The organism is Flavobacterium movens (assembly GCF_039581425.1).
Classification (GTDB): Bacteria; Bacteroidota; Bacteroidia; order Flavobacteriales; family Flavobacteriaceae; genus Flavobacterium; species Flavobacterium luteolum.
Map to the genome: position 1 here is coordinate 217,129 of NZ_JBCPXY010000007.1, position 24,191 is coordinate 241,319.

Consider the following 24,191-nt stretch of genomic DNA (forward strand, 5'->3'; position numbering starts at 1 on the left):
TTTGGATAAAATAGCAGTTGTCATTTTAAATTGGAACGGAGTAAAATTGCTTGAGCAGTTTTTACCATCTGTTATTCAGTTTTCAGAAGGAGCGGCAATTTATGTTGCTGACAATGATTCTACGGATGATTCTGTCGCATTTGTTACAGAACGCTTTCCAACCGTAAAAATTGTAAAAAATTCAGGCAATCATGGTTTTGCAAAAGGCTATAATGACGCCTTACAACATATTGATGCAGAAATTTACGCTTTAGTAAATTCAGATATAGAAGTAACCAAAAATTGGCTGAAACCAATTCTTGATACTTTCGAAAAAGAAAAACAAACTGCCATTATTCAGCCTAAAATTCTTGATTTTAAAAACAAAGAATATTTTGAATATGCTGGAGCAGCAGGTGGTTTTATTGACAAATACGGATTCCCTTTCTGTAGAGGAAGAATATTTGAAACCATCGAAAAAGATAATGGACAATATGATGACAACATAGAATTGTTCTGGGCTTCGGGCGCTTGTTTCTTTATACGAAAGAATATTTATCATGAATTAGGAGGTTTTGACGAAAGCTTCTTTGCACATCAGGAAGAAATTGATCTATGCTGGAGAGCCGCGAACGAAGGACATATTATAAAGTATAATTCTCAATCTGTGGTTTACCACGTTGGAGGCGCAACATTGCAACAAGGAAATCCAAAGAAAACCTATTTGAATTTTAGAAATTCATTATTAATGATGGTTAAGAATCTACCGAAAAGAGGATTATTCTGGGTGATTTTTTTTCGTATGGCTTTGGATGGTGTTGCAGGTATCCGTTTTCTTACACAAGGTAAAATTAAGCACACTATTGCTATTTTAAAGGCACATTTTTCATTTTATTGCTTATCTTTAAAATATCTCAGAAAACGAAAAGATTTTCAAATACAGCAGTACTATTCGGTAAAAAGCATCGTTTTCCTTTATTACATCAAGAAATTGACCTTATTTAAAGAAATCTTTAACAGTATTCAAAATATTAAAAACTAAATTTGTAATCAAGTCTAATTAAAATTAAATTTATGAGAAAAATAGTTATCGCACTATCAGTATTAATGGCCCTAACATCATGTGTTTCTAAAAAGAAATATGCCGAGTTAGAAGCTAAAAACAAAGAGACTCAAGATTTGTTAAACTCATGTACTGTAAAATTAAATACGTGCTTAGAAGAAAAAGCTGGATTAGCTGCTACAGCAGAAAGCTACAAACAACATAATCAAGATTTAATCAATAGTTCTAAAGATTTAACTATCTTAACTACTAAAGGTGCTGAAAACCTTGAAAAATCTCTTGAAAGTTTAAAAGAAAAAGATTTGAAAATCTCTAGACTTCAAGATGCTTTAACTAAAAAAGACAGTGTTACTTTAGCATTAGTTACAAGCTTAAAAGGAGCTGTTGGAATCAACGATCCAGACATCGAAATCAATGTTGAAAAAGGAGTTGTATTTATCTCTATCGCTGATAAATTACTATTCAAAAGCGGAAGCTATGACGTAAGTGACAAAGCTAAATCTGTTTTAGCTAAAGTTGCTAAAGTTGTAAACGACAAACCTGATTTTGAGTGTATGGTTGAAGGACACACAGATGACGTTCCATACAAAAGCAACGGAATTATCTTAGACAACTGGGATTTAAGTGTTAAACGTTCTACTTCTATCGTTCGTGTATTAACAAACGATCTTGGCGTTAACCCAGCTAAATTAATTGCTGCAGGTAGAAGCTCTTATGTACCATTAGTTGCTAACGATTCTCCTGAGAACAAAGCTCGTAACAGAAGAACTCGTATCGTAGTTATGCCAAAAATCGATCAATTCTATGATATGATTGAAAAAGAAATGAAAAAACAAGCTAAATAATCCTTGTTTTAACATACTATAAAAACAGAAAAAGCAGGTCAATCGACCTGCTTTTATGTATCCTTAATTTTTTTTTTAATAACCAATTAAATATAATTAAGAATAGCATTATCTTTAAGTAACTAACTAAATTTTAACATAATAAAGTTACTCATAATTTTCATACTTTTATACTTTTAGTGTATTTTTTTACAAAATATCAATATCCCCTTTACCCTCTCTTACTATAACTGGCTCATGTTCAGAAAGATCTATAATTGTTGATCCGACATTATCTCCGTAACCGCCATCGATTACCATATCAACAAGATGCTGCCATTTTTCAAAAATTAATTCTGGATCTGTAGTATATTCTATTACATCATCTTCATCGCGTATCGAAGTCGAAACAACAGGATTTCCTAACTGACGAACAATCTCTAAAATAATATTATTATCAGGAACACGAATACCAACAGTAGTTTTCTTTTTAAACTCTTTTGGCAAATTATTGTTTCCTGGCAAAATGAAAGTATAAGGTCCAGGTAGTGCCCTTTTTAATATCTTAAACGTTGATGTATCTATCTGACGCACATAATCTGATAAATTACTCAAATCATGACAGATAAAGGAGAAATTTGCTTTCTCTAATTTTACTCCCTTGATCTTAGCAATTTTTTCTAAAGCTCTAGAATTGGTAATATCACAACCCAAACCATAAACAGTATCTGTCGGATAAATTACCAAACCTCCATTCTGAAGCACTTTTACAACTTTTGCAATTGCAGCTTCACTAGGTTTATCTGGGTATATTTTTATAAATTCTGCCATGATTTTTTAGTTTATTTTGTTTCAAGTTTCAAGTTTCAGGTTGCCTCTTATAACGTAAAACCTGAAACTTGAAACAATATTTTTTATCCTACGACATCTAATTTAGCAAATCTTAACAACAATTTCTTAATTCCTCCCACTTCAAATTTAATTTCTGCTTTTCGGTCTGCTCCAACGCCTTCAAGATTAATCACTTCACCTTTTCCAAAACGCTCATGGATAACGACATTTCCAACAGTAAGTTTACTGTCAAATAAATTCGAATTTCCATTGCTTGGCGCATTTCCAGAAACTGGTTTTAGTTTTCTAATATTTAAATCTGGTTTAGGACTATTATCTGTAACATGTTTTGGAGGAGTTCCTCCTACTGGTTTTGCTAATCTTAATTTTGATTTATCTACATCACCAAAAATATCACCATCGATTGGAGATTTATAGCGATAATTAGTTTCAGCTGGCGTTAAATATTCTAAAAATTGACCGTCAATTTCTTCAATAAAACGAGATGGTTCACTATCTGTTAGTTTTCCCCAACGATAACGAGATTGAGCATAAGTCAAATAAGCCTGATGTTCTGCACGAGTTAAAGCCACATAAAATAATCGACGTTCTTCTTCTAACTCACTTCTAGTACTCATACTCATAGCACTTGGAAACAAATCCTCTTCCATTCCCACTATAAATACGTGCGGAAACTCCAATCCTTTTGCTAAGTGAATAGTCATCAAAGCCACACGATCTTCATCATTGGTATCTTTATCCAAATCGGTTGCTAGAGCCACATCTTCCATAAATTCAGAAAGCGCACCTCTTGCTCCGTCAATTTCTCTCTGTCCTTCAGTAAAATCTTTAATACCGTTTAAAAGCTCTTCGATATTCTGAATTTTTGCCATTCCTTCTGGAGTAGCATCTTTCTTCAATTCCTGAACCAAACCAGTCTTTTTTGCAACGTGGTCTGTCAAATAAAAAGCATCCTGATTCTGATCGATAACCTGAAAACTCTGAATCATCGTTACAAAATCTTTCAGTTTATTTTTAGTACCAGCATTCAGTTTCAAATCGATTTTATCAATATTAACCATTACTTCCCAAATCGAACGTTTGTAATGATTTGCAGCAATAGTCAACTTTTCAACCGTTGTATCTCCAATTCCACGAGCTGGATAGTTAATTACACGAATCAAAGCTTCCTCATCTTTCGGATTCAGAACCAAACGCAAATAACATAAAACGTCTTTAATTTCTTTACGCTGATAGAATGACAATCCACCATAAATTCTATACGGAATATCACGTTTTCTCAATGCATCCTCCATCGCACGCGACTGCGCATTGGTTCTATATAAAATCGCAAAAGAGCCATTATGAAGCTGATTTTGCATTTTCTGTTCAAAAATGGTACTTGCTACAAAACGGCCTTCTTCGGCATCAGTCAAACTGCGGTGCACTTTTATTTTCGGACCAAAATCATTGGCTGTCCAAACCACTTTATCCAGTTTGGTTTTATTATGCTCCATAACCGTATTTGCGGCTTCCACAATATTACGTGTCGAACGGTAATTCTGCTCCAAACGGTACATTACCACCCCCTCATAATCTTTTTGGAAATTCAGGATATTATTGATGTTCGCTCCACGAAAAGCATAAATACTCTGCGCATCATCTCCAACCACACAAATATTCTGAAATTTATCCGACAAAGCCCTAACAATCAAATATTGAGAATGATTCGTATCTTGGTACTCATCAACCAGAATATAGCGGAAACGGTTTTGATATTTCGCCAAAACCTCTGGAAAACGAGTTAACAATTCATTGGTTTTCAACAATAAATCATCAAAATCCATTGCACCCGCTTTGAAACAGCGCTCCACATACTGTTGATAGATTTCTCCCAACCTAGGCTTTTTAGCCATTGCATCAGCCTCCTGCAATTCAGGATTGTTAAAATAAGCTTTTACCGTAATCAAGCTGTTCTTATAACTAGATATACGTCCTAAAACCTGTTTTGGTTTATAAACATCACGATCCAGCTGCATTTCTTTAATAATCGAAGAAATTAAACGCGCCGAATCCTGAGAATCGTAAATTGTAAAATTAGAAGGATATCCTAAAAGCTCCGATTCTGCACGAAGAATACGAGCAAATATCGAGTGAAAAGTTCCCATCCAAAGATTTTTTGCTTCAGATGCTCCCACAATATCCGAAATCCTGTGCTTCATTTCTCTTGCCGCTTTATTAGTAAAAGTCAGCGACAAAATATTAAATGCATCAATTCCCTGATGCATCAAATAAGCAATTCTAATCGTTAAAACACGGGTCTTTCCCGAACCTGCACCAGCAATAATAATCATTGGCCCGTCTTTCTGTAAAACAGGCGCTCTCTGCGCTTCGTTGAGCTGGTCAATATATTTCTGCATGTAATTTATCTCCTTTTAGGCAAAAATAAGAATTTATAGAGAAAGTTCCTAAGATGCTTTTGAAAGGTTCTAAGTTGCTAAGTTTCTAAGATGCTAAGTTTTATTCTGAAGCCGAGTAATTGGCATTTTATTAAACATGGTTTCCCGCTTTCGGCTATATCTCTCCGCTCCGCTACGAGGATACCGCCTCAATCGGGGCTAAATTCAAACATTTTTTTTGAGATGCTAAGATGCTAAGTTTCTGAGATTCCAAGTTTTTTTTAGACAAAAGAAAGAAAACTCCGCAACTTAGCATCTTAGAACCTTAGTAACTTACTTAAAAAACACATCATAAGCAAATCGGATTAAAGTTCCGACAACAACGATTAAAAAGAAAATTCTAATAAACCCGTTGCCTTTGTTTATAGCTAATTTCGCTCCAAGCCAACCACCAAGTCCGTTGCTGATTGCCATCGGAATTGCGATTGCCCAAATAATCTTTCCTTTTATCATAAACAGACAAATCGAACCAAAGTTCGTTGCCAAATTTACCATTTTAGCATTCGCGGAAGCGTGAAGAAAATCAAAGCCTAAAAGCGCAATGAAAGCAACTACAAAGAAACTTCCTGTTCCTGGGCCAATAAATCCATCGTAAAATCCCACAATTATACTAATTACGACGGCATACATTATTTGCGTCGTCGCAGAATGGTCTTTGGCAACATGTTGTCCGAAATTTTTCTTGGCGTAAGTATATACGAACAGTAAAGATAAAACCACCAATAAAAGCGGTTTCATAAAATCATTGCTGACCAAAGTCAAAATCGTAGATCCTAAAAATGCTGACGGAACCGCCAAGCACATCATAATAATCAAGAGCTTCCATTGAATAATAACTTTCTTTAAATATTGAAAAGCAGCAAAAGCTGTACCGCTGAAAGCAGGAATCTTTAATGTTCCAATAACTGTCGAAACTGGAAGATTTGGTAATAAAATTAATCCCATCGGCGTCTGAATTAATCCGCCGCCGCCAACAATTGCATCAATAAAACCAGCTGCAAAAGCTGCTAAACAAAGAAAAAGTATTATGTATGAATCCATTAAGAATATATTTCGGTCGCAATAAAAAACAAGCTGCAAAAATACGGCTTCCTTTTTGTTTATTACCACAAATTTAAAGTTGATTTTTAACCAAAAAGTATATTTTTGCTTAAAAATTATTTCAATGGATTTCAACAAAATAATAGAACTTGCTAGTTATACTTTACCAGCCTTAGTTACAGGAGTTGTAGCTTATCGTTTCTTTGAGCTACACATTAAAAACAACGATAGAAAACGTGCTTTTTTACTTAACAAACAAGCTCATAAAGAATCTCTTCCTGTACGTCTACAAGCATACGAGCGTATGACTTTATTTTTAGAACGTATTAATTTGACAAAATTGTTAATTAGAATTGCTCCTATTTCGCAAAACAAAAATGATTACGAAAATTACTTAATTGACCTAATTGAGCAGGAATTCGAACATAATTTAACTCAGCAAATATATATGTCTGAAGAGTGTTGGACTATCATTGCAACTGCTAAAAATGCAACAATCCAAATGATTCGTAAAGCTGCTATGAGCGATAAAGTGGACAATGCGGATAAACTTCGCGAAGTAATCTTAAATGATTTATTAGAAAAGCAATCGCCAAGTAACGCCGCTTTGAGTTTTATAAAGTCTGAAGTTGCAGAACTTTGGTACTAAATAATATTGCAGATTTTAGATTTAGAACATCCAATCTAAAATCTGCAATCTAAAATCTGTAATCTAAAATCTGTAATCTAAAATCTTAAATCAATATCTTATTATCACTCATTGCTTCAGACTTATTCTGAGCATACTCGTAACCTTGCTGCCACCATTCTTTCATTACCTCCTTATTAAAAATCAAGGCATTATCGGTTAATTTTATAGGGGTGTAATATAAATTTAGTTTTACATTTTTATTATTTGCCATAAGTTTTCCTATAGCAATATCATGTTTTTCTACTTGATCCAAAGCGATTCGAAATAAATCGATCATTAATGAAAACGGATTTTTACCAATTACAGTTTTTGTTGTATTTACCTCTGTTTCAAGCACAATTACATCTATTTCTGTAGCACCTCTGTTAATTGCTTCACGAATTGGAACTAAGCTTGAAAATCCGCCATCACCATATTCACAGTTGTTTTTTTCGACCAAACTCATAAAAGGAACATAATTACTCGATATCCAAGACCATTCGCAAAATTCTTCGTAAGTACAGTCTTTTACCAATTTATATTCAGATTCGTTTTTAGTAAAATTGGTCACCGTAACAATAACGTCGGTTTTAAGCTTTTTGAGTTTATTAAAATCTGAAAGAGAAAAATTATTCTGGATATATTTTCTCAGTCCTTTACTTTCTCCAAAAGTACGTTTCCCTTTAAAGAACTGACGTAATACATTAAAGTGATTAATAGTCACAATATCAACGCCATCCTTATTTTTCACTACAAACGGACAAATATTAAAAATGCTCGACATCGTTACATTGGTATAAACAGAATGAATTTTTTTAATATGACCGAGAGCTAAATGCGGAATCAATAAACTTCCTGTAGAAGTTCCTATAAACAAATCGTATTCATGTTTTTTCTCTTCTATTAAATACTGGGCAACACCACCAGCAAAAGCGCCTTTACTGCCACCTCCTGAAATAACCAATGCTCTCATAAATTGTAATGTAGGTTTTATTTTGGGATATTTTTTTTAGAGGGTATAGAGAAAAGAAGCAAGAACCAAGATTATTTTTAAAATCCTTTTCTGTTAATCTTGCTTCTTGCTTCTTCCTACTTTCCACTCTAATTTACTCTTTCAACAAACGATTCAACTGGAACTGTTCATCGGGTGTCAAATTAGGTAAAATTCTATTAAAAGAAGCACGCATTTCAGGATTTTTTAACAGAAGTCTTATTGTATCTCTACCAAATTTTGAAAACTGCCACATATGATGCGTAGTTGCACCAACTAAATTACTCAAAACCTGATCGTTAATAATTTTAAAAGCAATCAGTTTTTCTAACGCATTTTGCCTAGTTGTAGCTTCGTATTTTGTTGATGAAAATGCAATCAGTTCATTTACCAAAACATCTTTTTCATTAGAATAATTTGGTGTAGACAAAGCAAGAGAAAGCCACAAAGTTCTTAGATTATAATCATTGAAGCCGATCCAGTTTTTTGATTTATCCAAATATTCTGTTCTATGATCGGGAAAATTTCTCCACAACCAATAAAGCGCTATTTCCTGCGTCTGATACGATTTATCATCCAAAAGAGTTTCATAATTTACTCTAAAATCTTCTGGAATTTTAGTCAAAGAACCTGCCAGATTCTGACGTACTTTGATGTTATTAGTCTGCATTGCCAAAAGCAAAAGAGCTTTTTTGTCTTCATATTTCTCATTTTCCAATTGATCAACAACAGCTTCTTTCACAGATTGATACACATCTGATTCTAAAGTGCTTTTTAAAATACCTGTTTTTCCGGCTAAAGGCGTTTTTTTCAATTTATCAATTTCCAATCGCTTTTGAATTGTTTTGTTTTTGCTCAATAATGCATTTGCAGTCGGTGTATCAAAAGCTGTCGATTCCAACCAAGTTTTCTGAAACTTATCCAGATCAAAATCGGAAACTTTTTTTATTTCGTCGAAGAAATTCTGTGTGCTTACCGTTTGATAAGCATATTTAATTAAATAATTTTTTATTGCTTTTTTGAAGGCTTTATCTCCAATAGATTCATGCAAAACAAATAATGCCCAAGCACCTTTTTCGTAAAAGGTAAGAGAACTCGCTTTTGCATTTAAAACGGGAATCGTGTCTGTACGAGAAGCAAATTTAATCTGCTGTGCTGTATCGTATAATTTGGAGTAAAAATAATCTTCTCCATAAATATCTTTCTCTGCCAGCAAAGCAAAATAGGTTGCAAACCCTTCTTGAAGCCAATGATGCGTACTGCTTTCGGCAGTAATAAGATCTCCAAACCAATGATGCGCTAATTCATGCGCATCGACATTGGTATAATTTCGGTCACAAAAACCTATTGAATCTACTACATAACGCGTTGCAAAAAGAGTTGAAGTGGTGTTTTCCATTCCAGCATACAAAAAGTCTCTTACCGGAATTTGTCTGTTGATTTTCCAAGGATATTTTACGCCAATTTCTCTTTCAAGGAAATCAAAAATTCTTTTAGAATATCGGTAAGTTGACTCAAAACGATCTGCATCTTTGGGTTCATAATAATATTCTAATGGAACTCTGCTTTTGGATTTAAATTCTTTTTTATCAAATTTCCCAATAGCCAACATTAATAGATACGAACTCATTGGTTTTTCCATTTCAAACTGCCAGTGATTCAGATTTCCGTTTGTTGACTTTTCTTTTAAAACTCCGTTAGAAACTACTTGATAATCTTTATCATATGAAATTCCTAAATTGAAAATCAATTTTTCATTTACATCATCAAAACTTGGAAACCAATTGCTTGTATATCTCCCCTGTCCTTGTGTCCAGATTTGTATTTCGTCATCATCCATATCAACAAAATACAATGCCTGTTTTGGCTTTGCTGTATAATTAAAACTCAAATGATTCTGCCCTTTTTTAAACGGGAACACCAATTTTAACTCCTTATTAGTATTGATAAACATGATTTCATTATCATTAATTTTTACATTCGAGAACCCCATGTTTTTAGCGTCAAGCGAAATAGTATCACAATCTTTTAAAATCTCAAATTGAAAATCGACAGTTCCAGAAACTAGTTTGTCTTTTGGATTTAATGATAGTTGTCCAGAAACCGATTTAAAGTCAACATATTGAGTTTGCTGTGCAAAAAGAAAACTGGTGAATAATAAAAAAATGTATTTCATTGAAACGGATTTTAAAGGCAAAATCCCAAAGTTACAAAGGTTTCCTTTACAAATAGAACGAATTTTGTAAGTTTACCATATAAAACAGCCAAATCGTGTCTACACCTCAAAAAGCCTTATTTAACTGGAGCAGCGGAAAAGATTCTGCTCTTGCCTTATATAAAACATTACAAAATAATGATTTTCAAATTGAATGTTTGCTGACAAGCGTAAACCAACAATATCAGCGAATTTCGATGCACGGAATTCGGGTTGAATTATTACAAGAACAGGCCGAAAATATCGGAATTCCATTAAAAATTCTGGAAGTACCCGAAATGCCGACAATGGAAGTATATGAACAAGTGATGACCGAAACGCTAACCGAACTAAAGCAAAAAGGTATAACACATTCTATTTTTGGAGATATTTTTCTGGAAGATTTACGCCAATATCGTGAAAATCAATTAGCAAAAATCGGATTAAAAGGCGTTTTTCCGATTTGGAAAATCCCAACTCATGATTTAATTCAAGAATTCATTTCGCTTGGATTTAAAACAATTGTGGTTTGTGTAAACGAAAAGTATCTGGATAAAAGTTTTGTTGGCAGAATAATCGATCAGGATTTTATAAATAATTTGCCTGAAAATGTTGATGTCTGCGGAGAAAATGGCGAATTTCACACCTTTACGTTTGATGGTCCAATATTCTCAAAACCTATTGATTTTGAAATTGGCGAAATTGTCTATAGAAAATATGAGAAGCCACAAAAAAAAGATTCATCCAATACAGCCTGCGATACTAATGATGAAACTGCCTTCGATTTTGGATTCTGGTATTGTGATTTAATTAAAAAGTAAAATGAAATTTTTATTTAAATTCATAAAGCCAAAAAAGAACAAAAAATGACTTTTCCAGCTATGCAAAAATGGATTCGAGATTAAGTTGATTGATCAACCCAAGTTTTCAAGAACCACTTACCATCTTTTAATTCGAAGATATAATCAATATATATTCCATTATCTAGTCCACGCTCTTCAAGAGTGACTTTGCTTTTCTTTATCGATAAAGTTCTTTTTAAATATTTTTCGTCTCCTTTTCTATTCAAAGTAAGCACTTTGTAATTCTCTTTTGTCTGCGTATAATCTACCAATTCGAGATCGTCATTATTTGCTCTGTATTTTAGAGGAAAAATCACTCTGCTCACTTGAAACTTCGGATCAGCATTGAATTTACTAAAAAAAGTATTGAAATCTTCGGGAGCTGTTTTTGCGTTTTGAGCAAAAACAGCAGTATTTAAAGCCATTGTTAGAACAAAAACTAATACGAAATACCTTTTCATTATTCTTCATACATTTTAAGCAAGTTCGTAACTGTGTTCCAGTTTCGAATTGTTGCTATTACATTCAATTTTTTCTCGATATATTTTTGGTCAAAACGAGTTTTTCCGGCACCAACAGCATATTTAATGAAAATTCTGTTTTCGTCAATACTCGCTTCGTCTGGCTTAAACTGACTTATCTTTAAATCGTTTATGTTTTCTTTTTTTAGAGTTGTTGAAACAAAAGCAACATATAGTTTTTTCAGGTCAGCATCTTTTTCTTTCAAGAATGCATTATTAACAAAACACGACTCTAAATTTTCTTTGGTAATCATAACAACTGGAACTTCATGACCAAAAACCTTGAATATTTCCTGTTTGATCATAAACCCAACTTTTGAAGCTTCTTCTTCGCTATCTACAAAAACATTTCCAGATTGCAAATACGTTCTTACGTTTTGAAAACCAAGATTTTCCAGCATTGCTTTCAAAGCTTCCATTTTCATCATATTATGCCCAGAAACATTGATTCCGCGTAAAAGCGCTAAATGTGTTTTCATTTTTTATAATTTTTATGCAAAGATAAAAACACTATTCATCTTCTTCACTGATTTCAATACCAAACTTTACTAAAAAGTCGTTAAACTTTTGTTTGTACTTTCTTTGTGCCTCTTCTACAATTTCGTCTGCATCGTCGTTAGAATCAATTGCTGTCAAGTTAAACTCTTCTTTGACCCATTCACGAAACTCTTCCTTATTTTCACTTTCTTCATAATATTCTTCATCTTGATAAAAATACGCTTTATCAAAGTCAACAGAAATTTCAGTGTCAAGAGTCAGAAGCTGAATCAATTTCTTAGTGTTTTCTGCCACAATATGAACTCCGCCTTCGTCTCCAAAAACTACAATTGGACAATTATTCAAATCTTCATCAATAAGCCAATATGAATACGAACTTCCTGAACCGTTTGCACCTGCAAACTCAATAAAACTATTATAAAATTCTTCTTCTTTAGACCATGTTTTTATACCTGTTTTATCTTCAGTTATGGTAAGTCCAAAACATTCCGAATACGTTTCTACGCCATATTCCTGCTCGAATTCATACAATTTCACTAAATCTTCTGGCAGTTTGTAATTGCCAAATTGAGAAGCATATTCTTCCAATGAAAACCTATTATCATAATCAGCATATTCTGTTTCATTTTCTTCGTCATCCTCCTCAACAACTTCAGCCGTCAATATTTCAAAAGTTTTCATTACAGCATTTTTTACGCAGAAAAATTCAATTCCTGGAGCATTTTCGTCATTCATCCATTGGTATTTTGGATCTCCAGTTTCATCGAGATATTCCAGAATAATCATAATTTCGGCATCTTCATGACACCATAAAGCACGCATTCTGATATTAAAGCCATTCGAGATTTCTTCTGAAATCTGACTGTATTTTTTCCCTTCATAATCAAAAGTAATAAACAGATAAGTTGTTCCTGAGATATGCCTTACAATCTTACCATTTTCTTTCAGTTCTTCATTTTCAGATAAAACTTCAATCATATTAATAAACTGATTACGAAAATCGGCATACATATACTTTTCTTTTTTATCGTAATGTAAGATTGAAAGCCCTTCTTTAAAGATTTCCAGATAATTATTGCCTAATATTTCTTCATTATAATCTGAATTTTCAACAAAAGAATCTTCTACAATATCTGATAATTTATGAGTTGAAGGCAGATAATTCTCAACGGTAATAATAGATCCGTCAGTATCTTGCACATTACTGCAAATTAGCACATCAGGTCTGCTCGCACTTATAATTGCCTGAACGTCTGTAAAACGCTCAAAATGAAACAGCATATCATCAGTGTAAATTAGCCAAGCAGTAAGATCTCCTTTTACAAAAAGTTCTCCGTGATTGTATTCGCCAGCAAGCGTGTCGCATTGCAAACCACCACCTAAATAATGAACACTTCCGAACAGATTAATGTTAACAGTCGTAGTTTTTCCTAAAACAATTAAAGCCGGAGAATTATCAGTATCAAAAGAACTGATCAATTTTGAAACCGTTAGATTTCCTTTAAAAATAAAGCCTAAAATAAAAACATTAGGATGTTCTTCGGTACTGAAATCCATCTCAAACAAATCCATTTCGACATCATTTTCTGCTAACAGAAATATCGGATTTTCTTCGTAATCAGGAAAACGCCATGTATCTTCAAAAACATTATAGATTTTCTGATTGTTGAAATCGGTAAGATCACCAATGATATTATGCGCTTCATGTCGGTTAATTACTTTAAAAGTAATTCCAGAAAATACCATTGTTCCAAAAGGAACTTTTTCTTCTTTAATCATAACGGAGGCTTATATTTTAAACAGTAAAAACAAATCTAGTAATTATCTTTTTTATTAAAACAATACTGACGTTAAATAAAAAACTCCGTTATAAACGGAGTCTCCAAATTATCTGAATTAGTAAGCATTCAAAAAATTATTTCTTTTTCTCATATACTAGTCTTGGGCCATCGCACAAACTCCACGTTCCATACAAATTTCCGAAACTATTAATGATATATAAGTTTTCTTTTGTCTTGGAAGTACAAGATGCTACTATATCACTCTCTGCAGTATAATTTAGTTCAAACTGAATTTGATCTGTAGTTTTTACTACAGAATAAGTTCCTGAAATGGTTGTAATTTTACCATCTCTCTTTCTTGTTTTAGAGAATGTATTATTAGAATTAAAAGTATACGATTCCTCCCATTCTAAAATATCTACCGAATTTACTGCGGGATTACTGTTACCCATTGATGTAAGAGTCCATTTTCCGTGATAACTTTCGGTTGGTTTATTGTCATTGTCATCATTAGAACAAGAAACAAGCGAAATAAACATTACAATTAAAAGTCCAATTTTTTTCATTTTTAAAGTTTTTGATGGTTAATTACTATTATTAAGATTTTACTTTCTTAAAATGGTTGCGTCTAAACTTAAGAAATTAATGATAAATTAATATTCAAACACTTGAAAACAATAATTCATTTTCAAAATTCCTAATTAAAATCTATCTTCGCTTTTTAAAGAAATAAAGAATCAAAAAGAAAGAAAATAGAATATACTTTGTCTTTCTTCTTGGTTCCGGACTCTTTTATTCTTAGCTCTTCTATAAAATCTAAATCTTCGAATGTCTAATAATCTTTTTGAAACTCCAATTGAATACTTAAAAGGTGTTGGCCCAAGCCGTGGACAGCTGCTTCGCAAGGAATTGGGCATTCATAAATATGGAGATTTAGTCAATCTTTTTCCGAATCGATATATTGACAGAACGCGTTATTATAAGATTAATGAATTGCAGAATACGGGTTCTGAAGTTCAGATTATTGGCAAGATAATCAACATTAAAACCGTTGAATTTGCTAAAAACAAAAAACGTCTTGTAGCTTCTTTTGTTGATGATACTGGGCAAATTGACTTAAACTGGTTTCAAGGCCATAAATGGATTCGCGAAAGTTTAAAACTCAATGAACCATTAGTGATTTTTGGAAAATGTTCGCTGTATGGAAGCCAGTTTAGTATGGCGCATCCGGAAATTGAATTGTTAAGCGAACACGAAAGAAGTTTACGCTCGGCAATGCAGCCAGTTTATCCTTCGACAGAAGCTTTAGCTAATAAAGGTATTTCAAACCGAACCATTAATAAATTAATGGAACAGCTTTTCTTGGAAACGCAAGCGTTGTTTACTGAAACTTTTCCGCCATTTTTAATCGAAGAATTAAAGCTGATTCCAAAACGTGCTGCATTATTCAATATTCATTTTCCAAAAAGCGCTGAAATTTTAGCGAAAGCACAATTCCGTTTAAAATTTGAAGAATTGTTCTTTATTCAGCTCCAATTAATTACTAAAAACCTCATTAGAAAACATAAAATAAAAGGACATCCATTTGATAAAGTGGGCGAACTTTTTAATGAATTTTATAAAAATCATCTGCCTTTTGATTTAACAAATGCTCAAAAAAGAGTAATTAAAGAAATCAGAACCGATATGGGAAGCAACGCTCAAATGAATCGTCTGCTTCAAGGAGACGTAGGTTCTGGAAAAACAATCGTAGCTTTTATGAGCATGCTTTTGGCTATCGACAATGGTTTTCAGGCATGTTTGATGGCGCCAACAGAAATCTTGGCCAATCAGCATTTTCTTGGATTATCTGAATTTGCTAAAACCTTAAATATCAATATTCGAATATTAACGGGTTCTACCAAAACTTCTGAAAGAAAAATTATTCATGAAGAATTAGAAAGCGGCGAACTTAAAATTCTAATTGGAACTCATGCTTTACTGGAAGATAAAGTGCAATTTCAGAATTTAGGTTTGGCTGTAATTGATGAGCAGCATCGCTTTGGTGTGGAACAAAGATCTAAATTGTGGAAGAAAAACGATATTCCACCACACGTTTTAGTGATGACCGCCACTCCTATTCCGAGAACTTTGGCTATGAGTTTATATGGTGATTTAGATATTTCGGTTATTGATGAATTACCACCGGGCAGAAAACCAATTCAGACCGTACATCGTTATGATACGAATCGTTTGAAAGTATGGAAATTTCTTCGTGATGAAATTGCAAAAGGTAGACAGATTTACATTGTTTATCCGCTGATTCAGGAATCTGAAAAAATGGATTATAAAGATCTAATGGATGGTTATGAAAGTATTTCTCGTGATTTTCCGTTACCTCAATATTCAATTTCAATTCTTCACGGAAAAATGAAACCAGCCGATAAAGATTCTGAAATGAAGCGTTTCTCTGAAGGAAAAACTAATATTATGGTCGCGACAACCGTAATTGAAGTTGGTGTAAACGTTCCAAACGCCAGCGTAATGATTATAGAAAGTGCCGAAAGATTTGGTCTTTCTCAATTGCATCAGCTGCGCGGACGTGTAGGTCGTGGCGCCGAGCAAAGTTATTGTATCTTAATGACAGGACATAAATTAAGCTCTGACAGTAAAACGAGAATGGAGACTATGGTACAAACCAACGATGGTTTCGAAATCGCCGAAGTAGACTTAAAACTTCGTGGTCCAGGCGACTTAATGGGAACACAACAAAGCGGTGTTTTGAACCTGCAAATTGCAGATATCGTAAAAGATAGAGAGATTTTATCTCTCGCCAGAAATTACGCCATGAAAATCTTAAAAGAAGATTCAGCTCTTCAAAAACCCGAACATGCCATTTTAAGAAACATCTTCATAGAGCTGACTAAGAAAAAGAATATTTGGAATTATATTAGTTAACTAAGACGCTAAGGTTCTAAGATACTAAGGTTCTAAGGTTTATACCCTAGCCTCTTTTTTCGAATACCAAAAAAGCCCAAAGATTTTAAGTTTAAAATCTTTGGGCTTTAAAATCTTAGCATCTTAGAAGCTTAGCACCTTAGAAGCTTAAAAAAACTCCATTGCGTCCTAATTTATCATTCAGGTGATTTAGTTTTGTTGGGGGACAAATTTAAAGGGGTTGAATATTTTGCTGGACACAATGAAGTATATCGCTGATTATTTCTTTTTCACATCATTCTTCTTTTCAAAAAGGCCACCGAATAAACCTTTGCTAATTTTGTTTTTATCGTCTTTACCCGTTGCAATCAGATGATCAATATATTCCATGTACGTTTTCTTTCTTTCTTCTAGAAAACCTACCAAATATTCTTCAGAAGCATGCATACCGCTGGTTTCTTCAATCTGCAAAAGTTTCTTGTACAAAGGCTCAATAAATTTGACAATAATCTCATTCGGAACCGACTTTCTTGTACCAAAGAAACCTACAATCTCACCATCTGTATCAGCGATTATTTTAAAATCGGTTACAACCCAGTAATAACGTCCAGTTTTAGCCATATTTTTTATAATAACATGAATATTTTCACTGGATTTAATACTGTCCCATAAAAATTTAAAAATAACTTTAGGCATATCCGGATGGCGAACTATATTGTGAGGCTGGCCGACAAGCTCAAATTCATCATAACCAGAAACATCTATAAAGTCTTCATTGGCATATAAAATGGTCCCTTTTTTATCAGTTTTACTTAGCAATACTTTATTCTTATTCCAGTCCACTTCTCTATCCGAAGGTGTTGGACGGTGTAATCTGGTATCCATAACTTTTACATTTAAATTAATTTACAATTCAATAAGTATAAAATGAATCCTTAAACCTTAATTTGACTCGATTTCTAAGACAAGAAGAATATTTCTGATTTTACGAAAAACTGTTTCTAATTCACATTCAAGCCATTCTGGAATTTCATTATTAACAGCAAGATTAAGCTGTCGAATATCATTCATAATCTGAATTAGCTTTTTATATTGAAAATCAAGATCGTAAACATGTGAACTCGCTCGGTAATTTTTGAAAATCTCCTTTACTTCTATTTCAAAATCAGATTGAATCCCCATTTTTTCAATCGAATCTAATGTTATGCTTTCATTCAAAAAATCTTCAATTATTCTTTTAAGATTATGCAGCGTAGGTACTGCAGTTGGTAAATCATGCTTAAACATACAACTGGTTTAAAAAATATTAATATTGTTTTCTTTGGGACTTGGTTTTAATTCTAGTTTTAAAAACTAGTTTCTGTTTGTTGTCGATTTTACATGAATATCATTCACTAAATCGTCAATTTTTTTCGCGCTTTCTCTCATCATTTCAAGATAACTAAGCAGTTTATCATTATCTGTATGTCCTTTTGAAACATCTATTAGTTTTAAAACTGAATTTACAGGCAGTTTCAAATCTAAAGTCGTTCTATGAATAAAATCATTGTAATCTTTTGTAGCCGACATAGAACTGTATTTTGCCGAAGCCAGTTTCATGTTTTCTAATTCATATTCATCTGAAATTTTTGAAATATGATTTTCGCTATGCTCTTTAAAATAATAAGCCCAATAGCCGTTCATAAAAAATACTACAGCCGCTAAAACGGTATGAATAATTAAGGTTTCGAGATCAAAATTTACCTGCGAAAAATAAACCTGAAGTCCGTTGGCATCATTGTAGATATAATTTTGCAAATAAGCCAATCCCGCGTGATGCAATATAACCAGTAAAGTAAGCGGAATTTGAAGCTTCCAGTTCTGATAAATAATCAAAATAGTACTGGCAATAAATACCGTAAAATGCATTTCGAACATACCATGCATCTGGTAAATGTACTGAGCCATAAAAATAGCCAAAACAACAGATAGAACGTACTGATAAAATTTAGAGTTTTTCAAGAAAAATTTTGCCGAGTAGTACAGCAAAAGATTCAATGTTCCGACGCCAACGCCAATTTCAAAAGTATCGTATTTAAAAGACAGTCCGATACCCAAAAGGAAATATACTGCAAGTACATAATTAATAATTGTATCTGATTTTTGTGTCATAGTAGACATAAAACTGTGCAGATAATCTTGTTCGTTTAAGCTAGCTTTTGCTTTCATAGGGTTAAGATTTAGGTTTTTGGAAATTAGTTATTTAGTACATTTTGGTAATGAACATCCGTAAGCTCTAAGGGCTAGAGCATTAAAAGAAGGATTGTACTTTTTACTTAAAAGAGAATCAATAGCCATTTGAGCATAATTGCTTTTAGTATCTGTACAATATCTTGTTTTATTGTAATTTCCTCTGTAATACAAGTCATGCGACTGATCTAGCAAAACTGCTTGAGGAGTAGAAAAAACACCACATTTCTTAGCTATTCCTTCATCAAAATAAACAGGAATTTTAGCGTCAAATTTCTGCTGTATCTCATCAATAGTAAAATTTTTCTTTTTGTTTAAGACTACAATCTTAAAATTGATTCTATCTCCGTACTTTTTAATTAAATCACTAACATGCGGTACGTTGAACCGCGAACAAGGGCATTCGGGATTAAAAAAATGAATAAAAATGGGTTTATTATCAAATGCACAGCAAGGACCGAGTTCTATTTTTGACCCCATTGCAACAGCATGATAATTTTTGGGAATTGGCGTTGGAAGACTGTACTGGAACTCGTTCTGCCAAAACAGATAACCAATTGAAAGAAGTAAAAATGTAAACCATAAGCTTAGAAGTAATTTTTTCTTCATAAATTATTTTTTTATAATATTCAACAACAAACAATAAACACTTGTTAATATAATTATTCATTATATAGAATCAAAAACCAAAAAAAACAACTTCTGCATACGTATTTTAACACAAAAATCAAACGCAACCGTTAGCTTTCGTGAAAAATTTTCTCATTTTGTTTAACATATCAATGTTACAAATAAAATCGATAAAGTGCAAAAAAAATCAGACAAATTGCGTAAAATTTCTCTCAAAGCAGAAATAGCCTGCCTTTGTACAATTCTAGAGTTAGTCATTTTGATAAAGTTTAAAAAAAAATTAATCCTTAATTAAACCTTTTTACCTGCCGCTAGTCTAAATACAGACCTTTGTACATACAAATGTTAAATAAAAGCCAACAGCTTCCGATTTCATAGCAAAAAGTTAAATTTGTAACCATACTAAAAACAGAAACCAAAAAATCTATATTCACCTCAATTTTATGAAAGTAAAACACCTCATTTACACCCTTTTAATTATTACAATTGGAGGCTTTATTACCTACAGAATTATTTCTAACAAGGGCAAAAACGACGACTCTAAAAAATTCAATGATAAAAAATCTCCAACAACTGTTAATGGAATCGTAATAAAAACAACCACTTTTGACAATAATCTAGCATTATCAGGATCTATTGAAGCAAATGAGCAAATTGAAATTCATAGCGAGGTTTCAGGTGTTGTAGAAGGAATATTTTTTAATGAAGGCTCTAATGTAACAAAAGGACAAGTACTTTTGAAAGTAAATGATATTGAGTTAAAAGCACAATTAAGACAAGCTTTAACAAGAGAAGATTTGGCTGCCGAGAATGCGAGAAGAGCAAAATTACTGCTTCAAAAAGAGGCAATTAGCCAAGAAGAAGCAGATGTTGCAAAAGCTGATCTTGCTTCTGCTCAGGCTCAAAGCCAATTAATTCGAGCGCAAATTTCTAAAACTTCTGTGAGAGCTCCTTTTTCAGGAAAAATTGGTTTGCGTAATATTTCTCCTGGAACTTACATTACACCAACGGTTTTAGTAGCAAAACTGGTCAATACTAGCAAATTAAAAATCACTTTTTCTATACCCGAAAAATATGCTGCAGAAGTAAAATCAGGATCAATAATCGATTTTAAGGTTTCTGGTTCAGACAAAACTTATAATGGAAAAATTTATGCTATCGAACCAGAAGTTGCTGTTGCAACACGTACACTTCAGGTTCGTGCCCTTGCTGATAATGCTGATGGAAAACTTTTCCCTGGAACTTTCGCAGATATCAAATTACCTTTAAATATTATTAAAGACGCTATTGTAGTTCCTTCTCAAGCTATTATTCCAATTCAAGATGGTAAAAAAGTTTTTGTTGCTAATAACGGACAGGCAAAAGAAGTAATGGTTGATGCAACAACAAGAACTGATTCTTCTATTTTAATTTTATCAGGATTAAAACCAGGAGACACTTTAATTACAAGTGGTGTCATGTCTTTAAAAGATGAAGCTCCAATTAAAGTTCAAATAAAATAGTTCTAAAGCCAAAAGTCATAAGACTTGAATATAGATTTAAAGATGGTAGTCCAGATTTAGCGATAAATCTGAAATCTAAAATCGACAATCTAAAATCTAAAATCACAAATGAGTTTATCAACTACAAGTATAAAAAGACCTGTTTTAACCATAGTACTGAATTTATTAATTATTTTATTCGGTTTTATTGGTTATACTTTTTTAGGAGTCAGAGAATTTCCTTCTATTGACCCTGCGCAGGTATCCATTCGTACCAATTATACGGGTGCCAATTCCGACATTATTGAATCGCAAATTACAGAACCACTTGAAAAAGCGGTAAATGCAATCGACGGAATCAGAAACATTACTTCTTCTAGTAACCAAGGAAGCAGTAACATTACAATAGAATTTAATCTTGATAAAGATTTAGAAGAAGCGGCAAACGATGTTCGTGACAAAGTTTCACAAGCCATTAGAAGTTTACCGCAAGACATTGATGCTCCGCCGGTTGTATCTAAAGCCGATGCAGATAGTGAGGCAATTATTTCGATGACTGTACAAAGTGACACTAGAAGTTCTTTAGAATTGAGTGATTATGCAGAGAACGTTATTTCGCAAAGATTAGAAACAATTCCGGGCGTTAGTGCTGTACAAATCTGGGGACAAAAACGTTACGCAATGCGTTTGTGGATCGATCCTGCAAAACTTTCAGCTTACGGCTGTACGGTTTCAGATGTACGTACAGCATTAAATTCACAAAATGTCGAATTGCCTTCTGGAAAACTTACAGGAAACAATACCGAATTAACAGTAAAAACAGTTGGAAACCTTTCTAAACCTGAAGAATTCAACAATATTATCATTCGTACAGACGGTGACAAAATTGTTCGTTTAAGTGATATTGGAGGAGCAGAATTAGGGCCAGAAAACTTAGAAACAAAATTAAGCCAATCTGGACTTCCGTTAATTGGTCTTGCAATCGTTCCGATGCCGGGAGCAAATTATTTGGATATTTCTGCTGAGTTTTATAAAAAATACGAAGCTTTAAAGAAAGATCTTCCAAAAGATATCAAACTTAATATTGCTTTAGATAATACCATTTTCGTAAAGAAATCAGTACTTGAGGTGGCTGAGACTTTAGGAATTTCAATTATTCTCGTTATCATTATTATTTATCTGTTTTTTAGAGACTGGGCAATTGCTTTCAGACCTTTAATTGATATTCCAGTTTCTTTGATTGCTACTTTCTTTATCATGTGGCTTTTTGGATTTTCTATCAACGTTTTAACCTTATTAGCTATCGTTTTGGCAACTGGTCTTGTTGTGGATGACGGAATTGTAGTAACCGAAAACATCTTCAAAAAAGTCGAAGAAGGAATGTCGCCTATTGAAGCTGCTATTAAGGGTTCTAATGAGATTTTCTATGCCGTAATTTCGATTTCGGTAACCTTGGCGGCGGTATTCTTACCTGTTATTTTTCTTGAAGGTTTCGTTGGACGACTCTTTAGAGAATTTGGGGTCGTAATTGGAGCTGCTGTATTAATTTCTGCCTTTGTATCCTTGACTTTAACGCCAATGTTAAATGCTTATTTAATGAAAGGCGGCGAACAGAAAAAATCGAAATTCTATATTAAAACCGAACCATTTTTCGAAAAAATGAACAGCAGTTATGCTGAAGCTTTAACGAAATTCATGGATAGAAAATGGATTAGCTTCCCTATCCTAATTGCTTGTTTCGGACTGATCTACTTATTTTTCACTATCCTTCCAAAAGAAACAGCTCCTTACGACGATCGAAGCTCCGTAACCATGCGTATGACTACTCCAGAAGGTTCATCTTATGAGTATACAGATAAATTTATGCAGGAGATTTCACGGCTAATTGATGACTCTATACCGGAGAAAAAAGTTAGTTTGGTTATTACTTCGCCAGGATTTAGTTCGAACTCTGTAAATAGCGGATTGGTAAGGCTAACTTTAAAAGATGTTGACGAAAGAAAGAAATCTCAAAAGGAAATCGCTGAGGAGTTAACTAAATGGACAAAACAATATCCGAATGCTAAAACTTCTGTAACCCAACAACCAACAATTGCAGTAAACAGACGTGGAGGTTTACCAATTCAATACATTATTCAGGCTCCAAACTTTGATAAGTTAAGAGAAAAAATTCCTGTTTTCATGAGTGAAGTAGGTAAAAGTGATGTGTTTTCTACAACAGATGTAAACTTGAAATTTAATAAACCAGAAATCAACGTTACCATTGACCGTGCAAAAGCAGAAAGTTTAGGAATTTCAATTCTTGACATAGCACAAACTTTGCAGCTTTCTTTAAGCGGACAGCGTTTTGGCTATTTTATTAAAAATGGAAAACAATATCAGGTAATTGGGCAATTTGACCAAAAAGACAGATCGAAACCTTTGGATTTGACTTCTATGTTTGTGAAAAACAAAAAAGGTGAATTAATCCAGATGGATAACGTAGTAAATGTTTACGAACAAAGTAATCCGCCGCAATTATACCACAATAACAGATACATGTCTGCAACAGTTTCTGCTGGTTTAGCGCCAGGAAAAAGTATGGGCGACGGAATTGAAGAAATGGACCGAATTAAAGCAAAAGTTTTAGATGAAAGTTTCACTACAGATTTAGCTGGAGAATCACGAGATTTCGTAGAAAGTAGTTCTAATACTTCTTTCGCTTTCGGATTGGCTTTATTGTTAATCTTCTTGATTCTGGCAGCACAATTTGAAAGTTTTATCGATCCATTTATCATCATTTTAACGGTACCAATGGCAGTAGCAGGAGCTTTATTCTCACTATGGCTATTCAATCAGACTTGGAATATTTTTAGTCAGATTGGTACGGTAATGCTAATTGGTCTGGTAACCAAAAACGGTATTTTGATTGTAGAATTTGCCAATCAGTTACGAGAACAAGGAAAACCTAAATTAGAAGCTATTTTAGAAGCTTCAGAAGCACGTTTACGTCCAATTTTAATGACGAGTTTAGCCATTGCATTAGGAGCGCTTCCAATTGCATTGTCACTTGGTGCGGCATCGACTAGTAGAATTGGTATGGGAGTTGTAATTGTGGGAGGAACTATCTTTTCTTTGGCTTTAACGCTTTTTGTAATTCCTGCAATATATTTTATGTGGTCAAGAGCAAGAAAGCATTATCCAGAGTTTGACCATATTGACGAATACGAAAGAGAAAGCATTAAATAAAAATCAGAAATAT

Annotated in this window: 20 protein-coding genes; 7 read left to right on the top strand and 13 right to left on the bottom strand. The window is 33.2% G+C overall.

What is annotated here, in order from left to right:
- Nucleotide 1 precedes the first annotated feature (1 nt).
- Together AAYQ05_RS14470 and AAYQ05_RS14475 are read left to right on the top strand one after the other, a co-directional pair.
- Complete coding sequence (locus AAYQ05_RS14470; protein WP_343544165.1) at nucleotides 2-1,021, top strand: glycosyltransferase; 1,020 nt, start codon at nucleotides 2-4, stop codon at nucleotides 1,019-1,021.
- Between the two features lie 32 nt (nucleotides 1,022-1,053).
- Nucleotides 1,054-1,887, top strand: coding sequence for an OmpA/MotB family protein (locus AAYQ05_RS14475; protein ID WP_281632540.1), 834 nt, complete (start codon nucleotides 1,054-1,056; stop codon nucleotides 1,885-1,887).
- 189 nt (nucleotides 1,888-2,076) lie between these two features.
- On the opposite strand, the gene AAYQ05_RS14480 is transcribed toward AAYQ05_RS14475, so the two are convergent.
- The 3 genes from AAYQ05_RS14480 to AAYQ05_RS14490 form a co-directional block, all read right to left on the bottom strand.
- The gene (locus tag AAYQ05_RS14480; RefSeq protein ID WP_343544166.1) at nucleotides 2,077-2,697 is read right to left on the bottom strand and encodes an L-threonylcarbamoyladenylate synthase; all 621 of its coding nucleotides are present in this window, start codon (nucleotides 2,695-2,697) and stop codon (nucleotides 2,077-2,079) included.
- 83 nt (nucleotides 2,698-2,780) lie between these two features.
- A complete protein-coding gene (locus AAYQ05_RS14485) occupies nucleotides 2,781-5,117 on the bottom strand; it encodes an ATP-dependent helicase (protein ID WP_343544167.1) in 2,337 nt (778 codons plus the stop codon).
- 312 nt (nucleotides 5,118-5,429) lie between these two features.
- Entirely contained in the window at nucleotides 5,430-6,197 is a 768-nt protein-coding gene (locus tag AAYQ05_RS14490) for a sulfite exporter TauE/SafE family protein (protein WP_343544168.1), read from the bottom strand.
- A 124-nt stretch (nucleotides 6,198-6,321) separates the two neighbouring features.
- Here AAYQ05_RS14490 and AAYQ05_RS14495 point away from each other — a divergent pair, with 124 nt between their 5' ends.
- Nucleotides 6,322-6,846 carry a DUF7935 family protein gene (locus tag AAYQ05_RS14495; protein ID WP_343544169.1) on the top strand — a complete coding sequence of 175 codons (525 nt, stop codon included), beginning with the start codon at nucleotides 6,322-6,324 and terminating at the stop codon, nucleotides 6,844-6,846.
- Nucleotides 6,847-6,931: 85 nt separating this feature from the next.
- Here the strand turns inward: AAYQ05_RS14495 and AAYQ05_RS14500 are convergent, their stop codons facing one another.
- Nucleotides 6,932-7,840 (bottom strand): patatin-like phospholipase family protein, encoded by a 909-nt coding sequence (locus AAYQ05_RS14500; RefSeq protein ID WP_343544170.1) that lies wholly within the window; start codon nucleotides 7,838-7,840, stop codon nucleotides 6,932-6,934.
- Nucleotides 7,841-7,973: 133 nt separating this feature from the next.
- Nucleotides 7,974-10,034, bottom strand: coding sequence for a M1 family metallopeptidase (locus tag AAYQ05_RS14505; RefSeq protein WP_343544171.1), 2,061 nt, complete (start codon nucleotides 10,032-10,034; stop codon nucleotides 7,974-7,976).
- A 95-nt stretch (nucleotides 10,035-10,129) separates the two neighbouring features.
- Here AAYQ05_RS14505 and AAYQ05_RS14510 point away from each other — a divergent pair, with 95 nt between their 5' ends.
- Nucleotides 10,130-10,873 (top strand): Dph6-related ATP pyrophosphatase, encoded by a 744-nt coding sequence (locus AAYQ05_RS14510; RefSeq protein WP_343544172.1) that lies wholly within the window; start codon nucleotides 10,130-10,132, stop codon nucleotides 10,871-10,873.
- 80 nt (nucleotides 10,874-10,953) lie between these two features.
- On the opposite strand, the gene AAYQ05_RS14515 is transcribed toward AAYQ05_RS14510, so the two are convergent.
- The 4 genes from AAYQ05_RS14515 to AAYQ05_RS14530 form a co-directional block, all read right to left on the bottom strand.
- Nucleotides 10,954-11,355 carry a DUF4348 domain-containing protein gene (locus AAYQ05_RS14515; protein ID WP_343544173.1) on the bottom strand — a complete coding sequence of 134 codons (402 nt, stop codon included), beginning with the start codon at nucleotides 11,353-11,355 and terminating at the stop codon, nucleotides 10,954-10,956.
- Nucleotides 11,355-11,894 (bottom strand): DUF1697 domain-containing protein, encoded by a 540-nt coding sequence (locus AAYQ05_RS14520; protein WP_343544174.1) that lies wholly within the window; start codon nucleotides 11,892-11,894, stop codon nucleotides 11,355-11,357. Before AAYQ05_RS14520 ends, AAYQ05_RS14515 begins: the two co-directional genes overlap by 1 nt.
- Before the next feature lie 31 nt (nucleotides 11,895-11,925).
- Nucleotides 11,926-13,692, bottom strand: coding sequence for a hypothetical protein (locus tag AAYQ05_RS14525; protein ID WP_343544175.1), 1,767 nt, complete (start codon nucleotides 13,690-13,692; stop codon nucleotides 11,926-11,928).
- Nucleotides 13,693-13,828: 136 nt separating this feature from the next.
- Nucleotides 13,829-14,260: a hypothetical protein gene (locus AAYQ05_RS14530; RefSeq protein WP_343544176.1), complete on the bottom strand. Its 432-nt coding sequence runs from the start codon at nucleotides 14,258-14,260 to the stop codon at nucleotides 13,829-13,831.
- 262 nt (nucleotides 14,261-14,522) lie between these two features.
- Here AAYQ05_RS14530 and recG point away from each other — a divergent pair, with 262 nt between their 5' ends.
- Complete coding sequence (gene recG, locus AAYQ05_RS14535; RefSeq protein WP_343544177.1) at nucleotides 14,523-16,631, top strand: ATP-dependent DNA helicase RecG; 2,109 nt, start codon at nucleotides 14,523-14,525, stop codon at nucleotides 16,629-16,631.
- A 258-nt stretch (nucleotides 16,632-16,889) separates the two neighbouring features.
- Here the strand turns inward: recG and AAYQ05_RS14540 are convergent, their stop codons facing one another.
- From AAYQ05_RS14540 to AAYQ05_RS14555, 4 genes are all read right to left on the bottom strand, one after another.
- Complete coding sequence (locus tag AAYQ05_RS14540) at nucleotides 16,890-17,495, bottom strand: PAS domain-containing protein (RefSeq protein ID WP_343544178.1); 606 nt, start codon at nucleotides 17,493-17,495, stop codon at nucleotides 16,890-16,892.
- Between the two features lie 57 nt (nucleotides 17,496-17,552).
- Nucleotides 17,553-17,897 carry a hypothetical protein gene (locus tag AAYQ05_RS14545; protein WP_343544179.1) on the bottom strand — a complete coding sequence of 115 codons (345 nt, stop codon included), beginning with the start codon at nucleotides 17,895-17,897 and terminating at the stop codon, nucleotides 17,553-17,555.
- Nucleotides 17,898-17,963: 66 nt separating this feature from the next.
- Nucleotides 17,964-18,818, bottom strand: a complete 855-nt coding sequence (locus AAYQ05_RS14550; RefSeq protein WP_343544180.1) for a histidine kinase — start codon at nucleotides 18,816-18,818, stop codon at nucleotides 17,964-17,966.
- A gap of 30 nt (nucleotides 18,819-18,848) precedes the next feature.
- Complete coding sequence (locus tag AAYQ05_RS14555) at nucleotides 18,849-19,448, bottom strand: TlpA family protein disulfide reductase (RefSeq protein ID WP_343544181.1); 600 nt, start codon at nucleotides 19,446-19,448, stop codon at nucleotides 18,849-18,851.
- Between the two features lie 464 nt (nucleotides 19,449-19,912).
- Here AAYQ05_RS14555 and AAYQ05_RS14560 point away from each other — a divergent pair, with 464 nt between their 5' ends.
- Together AAYQ05_RS14560 and AAYQ05_RS14565 are read left to right on the top strand one after the other, a co-directional pair.
- Nucleotides 19,913-20,971 carry an efflux RND transporter periplasmic adaptor subunit gene (locus AAYQ05_RS14560; RefSeq protein ID WP_343544182.1) on the top strand — a complete coding sequence of 353 codons (1,059 nt, stop codon included), beginning with the start codon at nucleotides 19,913-19,915 and terminating at the stop codon, nucleotides 20,969-20,971.
- 108 nt (nucleotides 20,972-21,079) lie between these two features.
- Entirely contained in the window at nucleotides 21,080-24,178 is a 3,099-nt protein-coding gene (locus tag AAYQ05_RS14565; protein WP_343544183.1) for an efflux RND transporter permease subunit, read from the top strand.
- Nucleotides 24,179-24,191 lie beyond the last annotated feature (13 nt).